The 16,009-nt window shown below is 43.1% G+C and carries 13 protein-coding genes; 1 reads left to right on the forward strand and 12 read right to left on the reverse strand.

Annotated features, from left to right (window positions below; genetic code table 11):
- Positions 1-333: 333 nt before the first annotated feature.
- From ligA to rfbC, 11 genes are all read right to left on the reverse strand, one after another.
- The gene (gene ligA, locus MKX30_RS16385) at positions 334-2,349 is read right to left on the reverse strand and encodes an NAD-dependent DNA ligase LigA (RefSeq protein ID WP_279835315.1); all 2,016 of its coding nucleotides are present in this window, start codon (positions 2,347-2,349) and stop codon (positions 334-336) included.
- Positions 2,350-2,438: 89 nt separating this feature from the next.
- The gene (gene pcrA / locus MKX30_RS16390; RefSeq protein WP_023990577.1) at positions 2,439-4,763 is read right to left on the reverse strand and encodes a DNA helicase PcrA; all 2,325 of its coding nucleotides are present in this window, start codon (positions 4,761-4,763) and stop codon (positions 2,439-2,441) included.
- 41 nt (positions 4,764-4,804) lie between these two features.
- Entirely contained in the window at positions 4,805-5,515 is a 711-nt protein-coding gene (locus MKX30_RS16395) for a heptaprenylglyceryl phosphate synthase (RefSeq protein WP_341063014.1), read from the reverse strand.
- Positions 5,516-5,641: 126 nt separating this feature from the next.
- A complete protein-coding gene (locus tag MKX30_RS16400; RefSeq protein WP_341063015.1) occupies positions 5,642-6,514 on the reverse strand; it encodes a phosphatidylinositol-specific phospholipase C/glycerophosphodiester phosphodiesterase family protein in 873 nt (290 codons plus the stop codon).
- A gap of 106 nt (positions 6,515-6,620) precedes the next feature.
- Entirely contained in the window at positions 6,621-8,021 is a 1,401-nt protein-coding gene (locus MKX30_RS16405; RefSeq protein ID WP_075154819.1) for an undecaprenyl-phosphate glucose phosphotransferase, read from the reverse strand.
- Positions 8,018-8,926 (reverse strand): glycosyltransferase family 2 protein, encoded by a 909-nt coding sequence (locus MKX30_RS16410; protein ID WP_340959090.1) that lies wholly within the window; start codon positions 8,924-8,926, stop codon positions 8,018-8,020. The genes MKX30_RS16405 and MKX30_RS16410 overlap by 4 nt, the downstream gene beginning before the upstream one ends.
- A 371-nt stretch (positions 8,927-9,297) precedes the next feature.
- Positions 9,298-9,390, reverse strand: a complete 93-nt coding sequence (locus MKX30_RS27415; protein ID WP_219727884.1) for a putative holin-like toxin — start codon at positions 9,388-9,390, stop codon at positions 9,298-9,300.
- A gap of 184 nt (positions 9,391-9,574) precedes the next feature.
- The gene (locus tag MKX30_RS16415; RefSeq protein ID WP_445671564.1) at positions 9,575-10,486 is read right to left on the reverse strand and encodes a glycosyltransferase family 2 protein; all 912 of its coding nucleotides are present in this window, start codon (positions 10,484-10,486) and stop codon (positions 9,575-9,577) included.
- Between the two features lie 192 nt (positions 10,487-10,678).
- Complete coding sequence (gene rfbD, locus MKX30_RS16420) at positions 10,679-11,551, reverse strand: dTDP-4-dehydrorhamnose reductase (RefSeq protein ID WP_068938835.1); 873 nt, start codon at positions 11,549-11,551, stop codon at positions 10,679-10,681.
- A 1-nt stretch (position 11,552) separates the two neighbouring features.
- Complete coding sequence (gene rfbB, locus MKX30_RS16425; RefSeq protein WP_071558175.1) at positions 11,553-12,572, reverse strand: dTDP-glucose 4,6-dehydratase; 1,020 nt, start codon at positions 12,570-12,572, stop codon at positions 11,553-11,555.
- Between the two features lie 27 nt (positions 12,573-12,599).
- On the reverse strand, positions 12,600-13,145 hold the full coding sequence (gene rfbC, locus MKX30_RS16430; protein WP_071558174.1) for a dTDP-4-dehydrorhamnose 3,5-epimerase: 546 nt from the start codon (positions 13,143-13,145) through the stop codon (positions 12,600-12,602).
- Positions 13,146-13,228: 83 nt separating this feature from the next.
- Here rfbC and MKX30_RS16435 point away from each other — a divergent pair, with 83 nt between their 5' ends.
- Positions 13,229-15,103: a hypothetical protein gene (locus MKX30_RS16435; protein WP_340857629.1), complete on the forward strand. Its 1,875-nt coding sequence runs from the start codon at positions 13,229-13,231 to the stop codon at positions 15,101-15,103.
- 177 nt (positions 15,104-15,280) lie between these two features.
- On the opposite strand, the gene MKX30_RS16440 is transcribed toward MKX30_RS16435, so the two are convergent.
- A complete protein-coding gene (locus MKX30_RS16440) occupies positions 15,281-16,009 on the reverse strand; it encodes a sugar phosphate nucleotidyltransferase (RefSeq protein ID WP_028542099.1) in 729 nt (242 codons plus the stop codon).

Genomic DNA, 16,009 nt, shown 5'->3' on the forward strand with positions numbered 1-16,009 from the left:
TAATGCTAGCGATCCTTCTTTATAAAAGAAGAAATCTTTATTTCATCATCCATTTGTTCAGTTTTCAAAGAACTTGTCTGTTCTCGTTCGTTCAACGAGTCAGGAATTAGATCATACCATGTGAGTTGCTTTCTTGTCAAATCTTTTTTTGATTATCTTTTCAGCAACCTCGCTTCAAGAAATGTTATTCTCAAAGCAACGTCTAATAATATATCATGCCTAAAGTTATTTAGCAAGCATTTATTTATATCTATTTTATTTCCTACGATACAACAGATAATAAGGCAGCCACCCCGCCCCAGAGCGGAATGACTGCACTCATTGCAAAACTATTTATTCTTGTTCCAGCAGTCTGATAAATTCATCCTCATCTTCTATGGTGTCAATTCCGAGCTGTTGGGCCTTAGCCAGCTTACTCCCAGCCTTTTCACCAGCTATGACTAGATCCGTCTTTTTCGATACAGACCCCGCAACTTTGGCTCCAAGCGCCTCCAGCTTGGATACAGCTTCTTCACGCGTAAGCTGATGCAAGGTACCTGTAAGCACGACCGTTTTGCTACTGAAAAAGCTGTCTGTCTTCTTCTCCTGTGGAGCTTCAGGGGCTTGAGCTTTCACCCCTAGAGACAGCATCTTTTCAATTCCCGCCTGAGTAAATGGATCGGCAAAGAAAGCCACAATGCTTTCGGCTACAATCCCGCCTACATCCGGTAGTTCTATCAGTTCTTCCACCGTAGCGGACATCGTCTTGTGCAAATCACGGTAATGTTCAGCCAACATACGTGTTGTCGCTTTACCGGTATTCGGTATACCCAGAGCATAAAGGAAAGAAGCCAAATCTCTCTCTTTACTCTTTTCTAGTGCCGCCAAGAGGTTACTGGCCTTTTTCTCACCAAACCGCTCCAGCTTCACAAGATCATCATATTGGAGTGTATACAGATCCGCAGGCTCGCGCACTTCCAGTTCGTCATGTAGCTGTATGGCCGTTTTGTCACTGAATGTCTCAATATCCATAGCATCACGTGAAGCAAAATGGGAAATACGAGCCACAATTTGTGGTTTACACCCCAGCTTATTGTCGCAAAACAAATGGGCACCTCGCTGCTGCAACGGAAACCCGCAGGCTGGACAATGATCTGGTACGACAATTTCCTCACCGTCGTTCTCAGACGTTACCTTTCCTAATATCTCCGGAATGACATCGTTTGAGCGACGGATAAACACACGTGCCCCCAAAGCAAACTTCAGGTTTTTGCGCTCAATGTCACCAGCATTGTTCAGTGTACAATTTTGTACAGTGACTCCCGCCAGCTCTACCGGCTCTACCCTTGCAAGTGGGGTGATTTTACCGGTTCGTCCTACATTCCACTCAACCGAGTTAAGCACCGTTGTCGTTTCCTCAGCTTCGAACTTATATGCCACCGCCCAGCGTGGGAATTTATCGGTATACCCGAGAGCCTCACGTGTGCGCATATCTGTAATTTTCAATACTGCCCCATCAATGAGATAATCCAATCCGGCACGAGATTCTTCAATCTCAATCAGTTGCTCCATTACATCTTCAAAATTATCAAAGTAAGTCAGGTAAGGGTTTACCTTAAAATGATTTTCACGCAGGAAAGTCATCATTTCCTGGTGGCTGTCAAATTGGATACGGTCTGCATATCCCACATTGTAGAAAAATGCATTCAATCGTCGTTCAGCTGTCACTTTGGGATTCAAGTTACGCAAAGCGCCAGCTGCGGCGTTGCGTGCATTTTTAAGAGGGTCCACGGCAGTCTCATTATATTTGGACAATACAGAGAGATTCATTATCCCTTCTCCCTGTACTTCAATTGTTCCATTTCGAAAAGGAATTGTAAGTGGTACGGATTTAATCGTCTTCACCTGTGCCAGTATTCCCTCACCCACAACGCCATTACCGCGGGTGGAAGCCTGTACCAGCTGTCCATCTGTATACGTCAGGTTCAGCGTCAGTCCATCAAATTTAAGTTCTATTGCATAGCCTGGAGATGGCAAAGGTTGCTCCGGGTTCTTGGTATTGTAATCATTGACCAGTTTAACAACACGCGCGTTCCATGCACGCAGCTGTTCCATATTCTGAGCTTTATCAAGGCTCCATAATGGGGCAAGGTGGCGATGCGGTGTGAAACCTTTGAGTAACTCCCCACCCACACGCTGTGTCGGCGAATCCGGCAGCACAAGACCGCTCGTCTGTTCAAGCGCTACCAGCTCGTCATAAAGCACATCATATTCTTTGTCGCTGATCTTGGGTTCATCCAGTGTGTAGTAATGATAGTTATATGTGTTCAGTTCAGCAACAAGCTGCTCCATCCTGTGCATTGGGTTCATGCAGGCGTATCCCTCCGGGAACTTCATCAGGGCAGAGGCCTAAGCCAAGCTGCCACTCATGAGGTTCGAGATTTAATGATGTTTGAGATTTATTCTACTTTTGTAATTGGTGCAAAGCCAGCCAGCAGTCGTTTAACCCCTACTGGAGCCGGGAAAGCAATTTGAAGCTCCATATCATTACCCGTCCCTTTTACAGCGACAATGGTTCCAATCCCCCATTTGCCATGCTGTACCTTGTCTCCAGCCGCAAAAATGGAGGGGCCTCCTGCCGAAGCAGCCGGAGTTGCTTTCGCAGATGAAGATGTCGTTACTGTTACGCGGGGTGACGCGGAAGCGGACGAACCACTGCGGCTCATCGTATCAAACGAGCGTTCTCCACCAAAGTTGCTGCCACTACCTTTATTCAGTCCGCGCCCACCATAAGATCCGCCTACATTGCCTGAACGGCGGTAGCGGTCACGTTTAATGATCGTATCCTCTTTTAACTCGTCCGGAATCTCTTCGAGAAAGCGGGAAGGCGGGTTAGCTGTGGTGCGGCCAAACAGAGTGCGCATCTGTGCGCATGTAAGGAACAGTTGCTCCTCTGCACGGGTAATCCCGACATACGCCAATCTGCGCTCTTCCTCCAGCTCTTCGTTATCCAGAAAAGCACGACTATGAGGGAATACTCCCTCCTCCATACCGACAATAAATACGATAGGAAACTCCAGTCCTTTGGCGCTATGCATGGTCATCAATACAACCGCATCGCTTTGCTCTTCTTCATCGTCATTCATGGAATCAATATCGGCAATCAGAGCAAGGTCGGTCAGGAAGGAGACGAGTGACTTGTCTTCCGCTCCTTTTTCAAATTCCATGGTTACCGACAGGAACTCATCAATATTCTCCAAACGCGAGCGTGACTCAAGTGTATTCTCGTTTTGCAGTTCCAATCGATATTGGGTGGTTTCCAACATTTTTTCTGTTAACTCGGTAACCGACAGGTAGTCTACCATCCGACTTAAACCTTCGATCATATCGTAAAACTCTACCAACGCATTGCGCGTACGTCCTGCAAAGCCCAAATCGTCTACAACTTGAAGGACACGGAAAATCGAAACTCCACGTTCCGCTGCAGCTGCCTGCAATTTACCGACGGTCGTGTCTCCGATGCTTCGTTTTGGCACATTAATGATTCGGATCAAGCTGATGTCGTCGTCAGGATTGGAGAGTAGGCGAAGATACGCCAGCAAATCCTTAATTTCTTTACGATCATAGAACTTGATACCGCCCACGATCTGGTAAGGAATATCCGATTTAATCAAAATTTCCTCGACAACCCGAGACTGAGCATTCGTACGGTATAAAATGGCATGATGGCTATAGGTTTTGCCCGCATTAATATTCTTATGAATTTCTGAGGCGATAAAGTAGCCCTCATCATGCTCGGAGTCAGCACGGTAAACTTTAATCTTGGCTCCGCCTTCTTTGTCAGTCCATAGTTTCTTCGGCTTGCGGCCTGTATTTTGACCAATAACTTCGTTGGCAGCATTGAGAATATTTGAGGTGGACCGGTAGTTCTGCTCCAGCAAAATGGTGCGCGCTTCCGGGTAGTCCTCTTCAAAATTCAAAATGTTGCTAATATCCGCCCCCCGCCACCGATAGATGGATTGGTCACTGTCACCTACTACGCAAATCCGGTGATGCTTGTCGGCCAGCATTTTGCACAGCATGTACTGCGCACGGTTCGTATCCTGATATTCATCAACATGAATGTATTGAAATTTCTTCTGGTAGAAATCCAGTACCTCAGGTACTTCTTTAAATAGCTGAATCGTTGCCATGATCAAATCATCAAAATCAAGAGAGTTGTTGTTTTTGAGCCGTTGTTGGTACTTGGTATATACCTTCGCCACAATCCCCTCAAAATAGTCACCAATCTTGCGCTCATACATTTCGGGAGTGACCAGTTCATTTTTAGCCGTACTCATCATAGACTGAACCGCTTTGGGTTCAAACTTTTTGGTGTCTATATTCAGATCCTTCATGCAGCTCCGAATGACAGACAATTGATCCGTAGAATCCAAAATGCTGAAATTGGAGGTGAAGCCAATCCGCTCGATATCCCGACGTAAAATACGCACACACATCGAGTGGAAGGTGGATACCCAAACATCTCTTCCCTGTGGGCCAATCAGCTTGGATACGCGATCTTGCATTTCACGTGCAGCCTTGTTCGTAAAGGTAATCGCCAAAATGCCCCATGGAGCCGTCTTGCGGGTCGCGATGAGGTAAGCTATTCGGTGCGTGAGCACCCGTGTTTTACCACTGCCTGCGCCAGCCATAATCAGCAGCGGACCATCTACCGCCTCCACAGCCTGACGCTGAGGCGGATTAAGGCGAGCTACCGCCTCATGTATATCTATTGATTGCATGCGTGCATGCTCCTTTCCCTGAGCTTCCATAAATTCACGTTCTATACTTCCAATTTCACAGCTATCGTCTCCAGCGCCTTCGCCAAGTCACGATAAATGATGTTACCTACTACAATGGTGTCACAAACCGCAGCCGCTTGTAACGCGGTAGATTTATCCACGATTCCTCCCCCGTATAGGACACGAGAGCGCTCCGTACTGCGATGTATTTTTTGCACCAGCTCCATATCCCCAAAAGCACCGCTATATTCCACATATACAATCGGCAGATGCATGAGCTTGTCAGCAATCTGTGCATATGAGGCGGCAGATGAAGCACCCAGCGAAGCATCTGCTCCGGTAAGCTTAGCGACCGTGGAATCACCGTTCAAAACAATATATCCTTCCGCCACAAGCAAATCCCACGGGATCACATAACCAAGCTGTTCAATCGCACGTTGGTGCTGCCCTAGAATCCAATTACTGTCAGTGGTATTCAGTACCATGGGAATCATATATAGATCAAACCCTGGCACTACAGCCTCCAGATCGGACACCTCAAGCACACACGGCACCTCATAACGCCGAACCCGTGACAGCAAATCCACCGTATTTTCATAGGTTACACCCGATGAACCTCCTACCATAATGGCGTCCGTACCAGACATACACACGGCGTCAAGTGCCTCATCATCCAGTTCCTTGTCAGGATCAAGCTTAAACACATGCTTCCATGATTGAATTGAATCTGCCAACACACATTCCTCCATCATCCATTGCTTTTGTCATGATCCAGTCGAGCCGAATTCCAATATCCAAAAGCGTTCTATGCTAAGTCTATGACAGTGCTTAAAAGGTGTCAATGTTCGTATCAAATGGGAACACCCCGTTCAGACAGCTCATGGTCGTAGCGCATACAACCAACTGCGTTTACTAAGTTCTTTTTCCGTTAAAATATCTGTATAGAAACCTCGCACACCCATCTGTTCATACTCAGCCGCATCCTTCAACACATTAATGGTATTCACGTAGCACACTGCTCCTGCCTGGCGCAAACTTTCCACTAAAGCACCACTCACCCGATTCTCTGGTAAAGTTACTGCCGTTATATCATTTTGCTGTACAAATCGAATGATCTGGTCATCTTTATCCTCTGTGGCGTAGAGCGTATAAATAACGGATGGATAGGGATAAATACTCCGCAACGTTTGCAGCATTTCTTCATTGTAAATTTGAGGAACAATACGGGACAAAAGCTCGGGGTTTTTCTCCTGTGCCTGACGGGTCAGTTGTGCAAACAACTGTTTGATTTGGGCAGGGTCCTGTTCTTTCGTATCGGTCACAATATAAGCATCCGGGTATGTTTCCAATAGATCCAATACATCCTTCCAATCTACTGGAGTATAGGAACCGTGTATGGGTGTGTTTTTAAATTGATGATAGCTCCAAGGTTTTCCGCCCTGTTCTGTAGCAACTGCGTGTTCCTGTTGCATTTGCTCTGTAAAGGATTCTGTCCATTCATGGCGCGCCACCAAATGTCCGTCCGAAGTAAACATCAGGTCGACCTCGAATACGCGGCTGCCTTTTTTATAATTTTCCACAAACGCTTCACGCGCATTAGTATAGGCCAAACCATCAACGGCTCCCATGGCATGCGAAATCACACGGTGCGTGGTAAAGCCAGTATGTTCTTCTGTAGATTGCCCTTTGTAAGCCAGTAAAAATGTGCCGATTAACATTAAAAGAATGACCGTAGCAATCAATCGTTTCATAGGGTGTCACATCCTTTTCGTACAGGTCAATACCCCACATACGCATACTCAAAACAACTGCCAGACGCAAAAACACCCTCCGGCTAAACCGAAGGGTGACTCTGGATTAATACGCGTTCTTGAAACCATTGCGAATCGTACGGAAAATAATTTTAATATCGAATAAGAGCGACCAGTTCTCAATATAGAAAATGTCATGCTTAATCCGTTCCTCAATAGATGTATCTCCACGCAACCCGTTGCTCTGTGCCCAGCCTGTGATTCCAGGACGAACATGATGCTTCACCATGTATTTTGGAATTTCCTCACGGAACTGATCCACATAATAGGGTCGTTCTGGGCGTGGACCAACGACACTCATATCACCCAGCAGAACGTTGAAAAATTGCGGCAACTCGTCGAGACTCGTTTTACGAATAAAAGTACCAAAACGTGTGCGTCTTGGGTCATTAGCAGTCGTCCAGCCCGTATCTTCAGTTCCAGGGGGCAGCACCTTCATCGAACGAAATTTGTACATTCGGAAGGTGCGACGGTTCAAGCCTACCCGCTCCTGCTTAAAAATGATTGGCCCTCTGGATGTAATCATCACACCAATCGCCACCCCTAGCATGATCGGAGAGGTCAGGAGAATCGCGAATAAAGAGAATAAAATATCGAACAGACGCTTAAACAATCGATTCCCCGCCACATCCAGTGGAATATCCCGTACATTGATCATCGGCATACCTGCAAAGTTGTCAAAGTACGGGCGAGCCGGCAAATAATCGAAAAAGTCGGGGATTATAAGCGTGCGCACTCCAGCTTTTTCACACATGTTGATAATCTTGGGGTACTTATCATGAGCATCCAGCGGCAGCGCCAGAATGACCTCGTCAATCATCAGACGCGACAGCGTAGCCTCCAATTGATCTAAGCCTCCAAGAATCGGGCGAAAATGTGCCTCTTCCTCTTCACTCCAATGCCGCTTATCATCCAGAAAACCCACTACCTCGTATCCCAGATCAGGATACTGTCCAAGGTTATGATAAAATCGTTGGCCTAGAGTACCCGCCCCGAGAATAAGCATGAATTGCTTGTTGTACCCTTTTTGACGGAGAGCTTTAAGAACTTGCTTCAAAAAAAATCGGTAAAACAAAATAAGCAGCACGTTTCCAACCATATAGATTGCCAAATAGGACCGCGAAATGTCGATTTGCTTCACGAAGAACATCACACTCAATAGCACGAACAGGCCAACGATATGAATCTGGGTGACGCGGAATACGTCGTCTGCAAACCGTTTTTTGCGTTTGGGCGAATAGAGCGAAAATAACATCCCCAACACTACAGCAATCAGGCCGTAGATTAAGCTCCAGCCTCCATATACTTGAATAGGAAGCGGTTCTTTATAGGTGATCCATTCACTTTCAAATTTGAAAAACCAAGCGATCAGAAAGGACAACTGAATGACCGCGAAATCCGCCACAATATATAATTGGGTTAGAAAACGCTGATTTCTGCGTATCATGCTTTCACCTCAGTACGAGATTGTTCCCCGCCGTCTGGCTTGACCGGTGCGGACAACTTATTTTTTAGAAAGGCCATTCCAAATTTCACGGTAATTCCCGCATATACAGCCATATTGGTGATCCAACTGTATTGCTGTTTATAATGCTTACGATGAAATACCCACATTGCTCTATGAAACTCATAAATAATTTTCAAAGGACGACGGCGCGCGCTGCCCCCTTTGATATGAATAATATATGTGCGCGGGTAGTAGTAAATGCCCCACCCAGCTTGCTTAATCCGGTAACACCAGTCAATATCCTCACCATACATAAAAAAGGTTTCGTCCAAACCCCCGACCTGGTCAATCGTCTCCCGGCGCACCAGCATAAAAGCACCTACCAGTACATCTACAGGATACTCATCGTCCGGGCTTAGATGCCCAAGTTGATATTGATTGTACTTCGGGTTATCCGGGTAACGCTTCGACCAGCCGAAAGCGTAGTAAAAAGAAGCTGACGGCGTTGGAAATCCTCGCTTACAAGCCTTGTCTAATGATCCATCCGGCAAGATGACCTTGCAACCCGATGCCCCCATCTCCGGATGCGTATCCATAAACTGAATCATTGTATCCAGCGTGTCCGGTTGCACCAACGTATCGGAGTTCAATAACAATACATAACGCCCGCTGGCTACTTCCATCCCCTGGTTGTTCGCCTTGGCAAAACCTGTATTATTCTTATTGGCTATCAACGTAATCTCCGGGTATGCAGCACGAATAGCCTCAACAGATCCGTCACTGGAGTGATTATCAATAACAATCACTTCATATCGGTACTGCGACTTTGACGCATACACCGATTGCAAACAATCCAGCGTCAATTGACACGTATTATAGTTGACGACCAGTATGCTTACATCCATATTTAAAACGCTCCTGACAAATTCAGTAATCTATTCTACTATCGCCTATTATAGCATACCGCGCAGACCACGGGGCGCAAAAAAGCACATAACTTGTAACCTTACATAGTTAGTAGAATTTCACAAAATTCGATTCCTGTCGCTCCAAAGTGCAAATATAGACAAACGAAACCATTTCGATCTATATATTGTTCATTGGGAGTCGTTTATTAGATTTTTGTAAAATCCTCGGTTGAGGTCTAAAATTCATCGTGGTAAGATATACATGGAAAAAGGGCTGGTGCCAGCCAGCCCCTGCGCAACCAACGCTCCAAGAGCGGACGGTTTTGGAACAATCAGGCCGAAAATAGACCCTTCCTTGCGGGGGCGGTCTATTTTCGTTTGTTAAACTCTAACAGTGTGACGATTAACGCCCCGAACGTCAGCATTAAACTGAGCGCCTCAAACACTGTCACAGGCTTCACCCCCCTCCTCGGGAGAGTTAGCCGACCGCCCTTGCCAGCTCTATCGGTTGCACGTTTCAATTATACTATATTTTTCCATAAAGGAACACGCATTCGATGGTATTTTATCTAGTATTCATTTGCACCTTTGACTATTTGACGCTCATATATGGAAAAAAGTTTCAATATTTTTCTTTCCATACCTCTATAACTTCCTCATTATGAAAACCAACTTATAAATCCAGTTGTCCAACCGTGACTGCCTATAAAATGGAGACTGCCAAATATATTTCATACGAGAAAATACGCTCTTTTGGTAGCTGTCCAGGAATTGATCCATATCTTTATACATTTGAGGAGACATGTCTTGTCCATAAAGTTGAATAAATTGCTGGGCTTGTTTGCTTAAAATATAGCGATTTTTTCCTTTTATAAATCTACTTAGTCTTTTCCTCCACTTGCTAACCCAGCCATCGGTAGAACCTCCTAGCACATTGTTTTGATGCTGCCGATACCAAATGGACGGCTCGGGGTCAAAAACAACCTCACCAAAAGAGGAGGTGCATAAATAAATCCACCAGTCATGCATAATAATGTTATCCAAAGAAGTCGGAATTCTTTTTTTCACGAGCTTGAGTGTTTCTGTATTGATCACCATGGTACAACCTACACACACATTCTCAATGAGAGCATTATAGAAGGATACAGGTCGTGGGATGTCAGCTGGCCATACTTTAAGTGGTTCCAATGATTGAGAGACCATTTGTGTAGCAGAACAGTACATCAGCGGCCGGCTTCCATCCTGATCCCTCAGATGAGCCGCAGCCTGAGCAAGTTTGTTCGGCATCCACACATCATCCTGATCACAAAAAGCGTAATAGTCGAATGCCTCAGACGATCTTTGAATCAAATCAAAAAAGCTTTTAATAACCCCTACATTGCTCTCGAGGCATAAAATAATCTGTTGAGGATAACGTTGCTTCAGCACTCTCAACTTGGCAACCGTATCATCTGTCGAGCCATCATCACGAATTAGAATCTGAACTTCTACGTCTTTTTGATTGATGAGACTTTCTATTTGCTCATCTAAATAAGCTGCTCCATTATATGTAGACAATAAAATTTGTATGTTAGGTCTGTTCAGAGTAATGACCTCCTTCTTTTAAAATGTGTAATAGAGGGACAATAGGTTCCATCTGCTTATACATTATAATGCTCAGCGTCCTTAATCAACATAGGCTTTAATATAATAAAATCTCCCAATCATGAACTGATGGGAGATTGTTGATATTTATAATAAGGTTTTTAATTACTCGGATTTACTAAGACACTCCTGCAAAAAATCACGCAATCCCTCACGCCAGTCGCGCAAATCATTTAACCCGTTGGTTCGGATCGCTATATGCTCCATAACAGAGTTGCGTGGCCGCGCTGCCGGTCTGGGGAATTGCTCTGTGCTGCACGGCTCCAATTTCGCTGTGATCTTGGCATCTAATATTTCCGCCGCATCCTGTAAAATAGCTTGCGTAAATTCATACCAGGTACAGGAGCCACTATTGGATGCATGGTATACGCCATACTTCTCCGTTTGAATCAATTCCGTCAAGAAACGTGCCAAATCCACTGTATAGGTAGGTGAACCCTTCTGATCATTCACCACCTGCAGGAGCGGCTTCTCCTGACCAAGCTTCAGCATCGTTTTGACAAAATTGTTCCCGTGCAATCCATAAACCCAAGATGTACGAACAATAAAATACCTAGAGGAAAGTGTTTGGGTCAATACCTCTCCCGCCCGTTTGGACTTTCCGTAGATACTCTGCGGATTGGTATTATCGTACTCATGATATGGCTGCTTTGCCTTTCCATCGAAAACATAATCTGTGCTGATATAAACCAGCTTGGCTCCAACCTTTTCCGTAGCCAGTGCCATATTACGTGTACCTGCCGCGTTGACTTGATAAGCCCCGTCTACATCAGTCTCTGCTGCATCCACAGCTGTATACGCTGCACAGTGGATTACGGCGTCAGGTTGATATTGTCCTACAACCTTCACGGTCTGCTGCAAATCCGTGATATCCAATTGTTCCCGATCGTAACCCAGGACATCATGTCCTTGCTCCTGAAAAACCTTTACTACGTCTTTACCAAGTTGGCCGGATGCTCCAGTAACCAATACCTTCATTCTACGCATCCCCCAAGCGGGAACCGTACTGCTTTGCATAGTATTGTTGGTATTCGCCAGATTGAATGCGAGTCCACCATTCTTCGTTGTCTAAATACCAGCGAATCGTTTCCTTAATGCCGGTTTCAAAAGAGTGCTTTGGCTTCCAGCCCAACTCATTCATCGTCTTCGTTGGATCAATGCCATAACGGCGGTCATGACCTGGACGATCCTGCACATACGAAATCAGAGATTCTGGCTTGCCCAGCTCCTCCAATACCGTTTTGACGATATGCACATTTGTCCGCTCGTTATTTCCCCCGATATTGTATACTTCACCCAGTTTACCCTGATGAATGACCAGATCAATTGCACTGCAATGATCCTCTACATACAACCAGTCGCGAATGTTCAAGCCATCCCCGTATACAGGTAGCTGTTGATCGCTCAGTGCACGTGAGATCATTAGCGGGATCAATTTTTCAGGAAACTGGTATGGACCATAGTTGTTAGAACAACGCGTGATATTCACTGGTAAACCGAAGGTTTCATGATATGCACGAACTAGCAGATCGCCACCTGCCTTGGATGCAGAATAAGGACTATTAGGCTGCAACGGAGTTTCCTCCGTAAACAATCCTGTTTCTCCCAGAGAACCGTACACCTCATCTGTTGATACCTGTACAAACTTGGTCACGTTATATTTCTTGGCTGCGTCCAGTAGCACTTGCGTACCCAATACGTTTGTTTTCACAAACACTTCCGGTTCCAAAATACTCCGATCCACATGTGACTCCGCTGCAAAATTAACTACCACATCGATTCCCTGCTCCATCAACTGATCAATCGCTTGTGCGTCGGTAATATCTATTTTGATGAAGCTATGTTTGGGATTATTTTCAATGGATTTCAAATTTTCCAGGTTACCTGCATAGGTAAGAGCATCTATATTTACAATTTCGTAATCTGGATGGTGTTTTAGCATATACAATACAAAGTTACTGCCTATAAATCCGGCCCCGCCGGTGACAAGAAGTTTCATACAGACCTCCTAAATCTTATTATTCCTCTAATCAAAATTAATGTCTGCGTCAGCCAGTGCTGGATGCTTCTGATCCTTCTCCGAAAGAATAGCATGAGAAGTTGGCCAATCAATCCCTAGTGCAGGATCATTCCACATAATTCCACGATCATTTTTAGGTGAATAATACTCGTCTACCTTATACAGCACTTGCGTATTAGGAACAAGCGTACAGAACCCATGAGCAAACCCCTTAGGCACCAGTAGCTGACGTCTATTATGCTCGCTTAAGATGACTCCGACCCATTGACCGAACGTCGGAGAACTTTTACGAATATCCAAAATCACATCGTAGATAGCTCCAGAAAGCACACGAATGAGTTTGGTCTGCGCTTTAGGATTAAGTTGGTAATGCAAGCCACGAATCACACCGGCTTCTGCAGACAAGGATTGGTTATCCTGAATAAAAGCATGATCTATTCCGTTTTCTTTCATGATCTGTTCATTGTAACTTTCCATAAAAAAACCACGGTGATCACCATGAACCACGGGTTCAATGATTTTTGCACCTGAAAGTACTTCCTTTATTATCATTCACGAAACCTCCAACATCTTGAGTATATACTTTCATTTATGATTACTATAAGATTAATAAGCACACTATATTGGGAGGGAATATGCTTTTGAATTTATCGAGAGTTAATAAAAATTTTGTTTGGTCCTATTTGGTTTTGATGTGGCTACTTATCCCGATTCTAATACTGTTTAAAGTCGATTCTTACTATATTTCCATATTATTCGGTCTAAATATTGCGCAGTCGTTTGTCATAGGTGCTACATACATTTTACACATTAGTGGTATCTTAACATATGCCAAGAAAGAAATAATGGTGCAATACCTAGCTTTTGGCGGTTATCTAGTTGGGATAATATTCATTTACGCATTCCTTCAAAGGGAGCATTTCATTTATTATTGGGACTTTTCAGCCTATTGGAATACGTCCATACAATTTAATAACCTTTTAAGTACAGATTTTATAGCAGCATCTAAACAAATCTATGCAAGCATTTTAAGAGACGATTATTCCGTTTTCCCAACAGTCTTTCTCTCTTTACCATTAAAGTTCTTAGGTACAAGCTACATGAGCTATGTCTTGGCAATCTATACCTGCTTCTTGTATCCTTCTTGTTTGATACTTTTCTTATTATGTATCAAGATTGCTGATCAAATCCAGTTAAACACAAAGTTGAACGTTTTTATGATCTTTGTACTTACATTTACCTTTCCAATTATGATAGCTCCTATGTTAGGTGGATATCTGGATTCTATAGGACTCATTTTTATTTGCTTGTCCCTTGTTATCTTATTTAATAATGATTTTGAACGCTTAAATTTAAAAGCAGTTTTACTCTTAGCAGCTTGCTTGGTATTACTAACATTCACAAGAAGATGGTATGGGTTTTGGATCGTATCTCTTTTTGGCTCGATCAGTATCGCTTTTTTGTTCAAATGGATTCTAGAAAAAGAGTTTCGCTTCAAACAGCTCTTGCAGGTTATTTTAAATTTTTTCATTATAGGATCTTCAAGCGCGTTATTTCTTATTATATTCTTCAATGAATTTATTCAAAGAGCCCTAACCAATAACTTCAAAAACGCCTACTCAGCTTATTATTTTGGTGACGTCTTAAGTAACTTACAGAATTTATTTTATCATTATGGTGCCTTCATTTTTCTGATAGCTCTTGTTGGTTGCATAGGCTTGTTATTTATTAGTACAACTAGGTATATATCAATCTTTCTAGTTACGAACTTATTTATTACGTACTTTCTTTTTACAAGAATTCAAAGCTTAGCTTCTCAGCATTATTATCTTCTTACAGTGAACGTATTAATTCTATTTATTTGTGGCGTTATTCTTATTCTAAACTATTTGTCCAAGATAAAGTATGCAAAAAGTGTTTTCTTAGTTATTATAGTTTATTTAGTCGCTTGTAATTTCTTGGTAACGTTCACTAATGTAAATGCACGACCTGTTACCTATTTTTCTTCTTTATTCAGTGACTTTAAACAAACACCTAGAGTAAGAACGGATATACCTGTTTTAAAACAATTAACGGCTTATCTTAAGGAAATCTCATCAGAGCAGCATAAAGTATATGTTCTGTCTAGCTCTGGAATTCTTAATGATGACATACTCAGACAGATTGAAATGCCTGACAATAGCAACGCTCTTCCATTTATGAATCTGACCCATCACGTTGATTTAAGAGATGGCTTTCCAGTGTCGTTTTTTGAGTCCGATTATGTCGTGATCGCATCACCTACACAATACCATTTAGGTGAAAGTGGTCAAAAAGTTGTAGGTATTCTCGCAGAAGAGGTAATGAACGGATCTCTTAAAAATAATTATATACCTTTAAAGAGCTATACTCTTGATAATAACGTAAAAACCATAGTCTTGAAAAAGACATCATCCATCACGAAAGAAAAAATTGAACTTATACGTTCACAATTCAAAAAAATATACCCTGATAATCCAGATCTATTCTAATTCAATACAGATGTCGATGCATACACAAAAGCCCTCGAAAAAAATCGGGGGCTTTTGTGTAAAGCAGTTTGCCGATTAGCTGGGGTAAAATCAGTTAATGCGAGCAAAATAAAATTTATTAAACTGATTCTAATGTTCAGTACTTAGATATAAGATGTCGCTAGTTCTATGATAATACTAAGAAAAAAGCTCATAATTCATTTCACTTACTAATTTGTTAGCAAGCATCAATGAACTATGTGTTCCCGCATCAGTCCACCAATTCTCTAAAATATCAAATGTAAGTTGGTTTCGTTGAATATAAGCGTTATTAACATCTGTTATTTCATATTCTCCTCTTGCTGAAGGAGTCAAGGTCTTGATGATATTGAATACCGAGTGGTTGAACATATAAATGCCCGTAACTGCATAATCACTCTTAGGAATCTCCGGCTTTTCTTCAATATTTACAATGTTATCGCCTTGTAATTCTGGTACCCCATAGCGGTTAGCATCAGGCACTTTATGAAGTAGTAATTTCGCTCCTGATTCTTGAAGTTTGAATTTTTCAACAAAAGATGATATATCATCTTTAAAAACATTGTCCCCCAAAATAACAACCATCTTGTCATTGCCAACAAAGTGCTCAGCTAAAAGCAAAGCCTGGGCAATCCCCCCGGCTTCATCTTGCACTTTGTAAGTCAGAGTAACTCCAAGGTCGACACCACTTCCTAAGAGATTAACTACATCTCCCATATGTTCTTTTCCGGTAACGATTAAAATATCATTTATATTCGCCTTTTTGAGCTTATCAATAGAGTAATATATCATCGGATATTTACCAATTGGCAATAAATGTTTGTTTGTAACTTTAGTAAGGGGGTATAATCTAGATCCAGTCCCTCCAGCTAGTATAATCCCTTTCAT

Origin of the sequence: Paenibacillus sp. FSL P2-0173 (assembly GCF_038008045.1) — a bacterium.
Lineage (GTDB): Bacteria > Bacillota > Bacilli > Paenibacillales > Paenibacillaceae > Paenibacillus > Paenibacillus polymyxa_B.

Coding starts and splice junctions, on each gene's coding strand:
- ligA (WP_279835315.1), bottom strand. CDS start 2,349: ATGAACCCAATGCACAGGATGGAGCAGCTTGTTGCTGAACTGAACACA.
- pcrA (WP_023990577.1), bottom strand. CDS start 4,763: ATGCAATCAATAGATATACATGAGGCGGTAGCTCGCCTTAATCCGCCT.
- MKX30_RS16395 (WP_341063014.1), bottom strand. CDS start 5,515: ATGATGGAGGAATGTGTGTTGGCAGATTCAATTCAATCATGGAAGCAT.
- MKX30_RS16400 (WP_341063015.1), bottom strand. CDS start 6,514: ATGAAACGATTGATTGCTACGGTCATTCTTTTAATGTTAATCGGCACA.
- MKX30_RS16405 (WP_075154819.1), bottom strand. CDS start 8,021: ATGATACGCAGAAATCAGCGTTTTCTAACCCAATTATATATTGTGGCG.
- MKX30_RS16410 (WP_340959090.1), bottom strand. CDS start 8,926: ATGGATGTAAGCATACTGGTCGTCAACTATAATACGTGTCAATTGACG.
- rfbD (WP_068938835.1), bottom strand. CDS start 11,551: ATGAAGGTATTGGTTACTGGAGCATCCGGCCAACTTGGTAAAGACGTA.
- rfbB (WP_071558175.1), bottom strand. CDS start 12,572: ATGAAACTTCTTGTCACCGGCGGGGCCGGATTTATAGGCAGTAACTTT.
- rfbC (WP_071558174.1), bottom strand. CDS start 13,145: ATGATAATAAAGGAAGTACTTTCAGGTGCAAAAATCATTGAACCCGTG.
- MKX30_RS16435 (WP_340857629.1), top strand. CDS start 13,229: ATGCTTTTGAATTTATCGAGAGTTAATAAAAATTTTGTTTGGTCCTAT.
- MKX30_RS16440 (WP_028542099.1), bottom strand. CDS start 16,009: ATGAAAGGGATTATACTAGCTGGAGGGACTGGATCTAGATTATACCCC.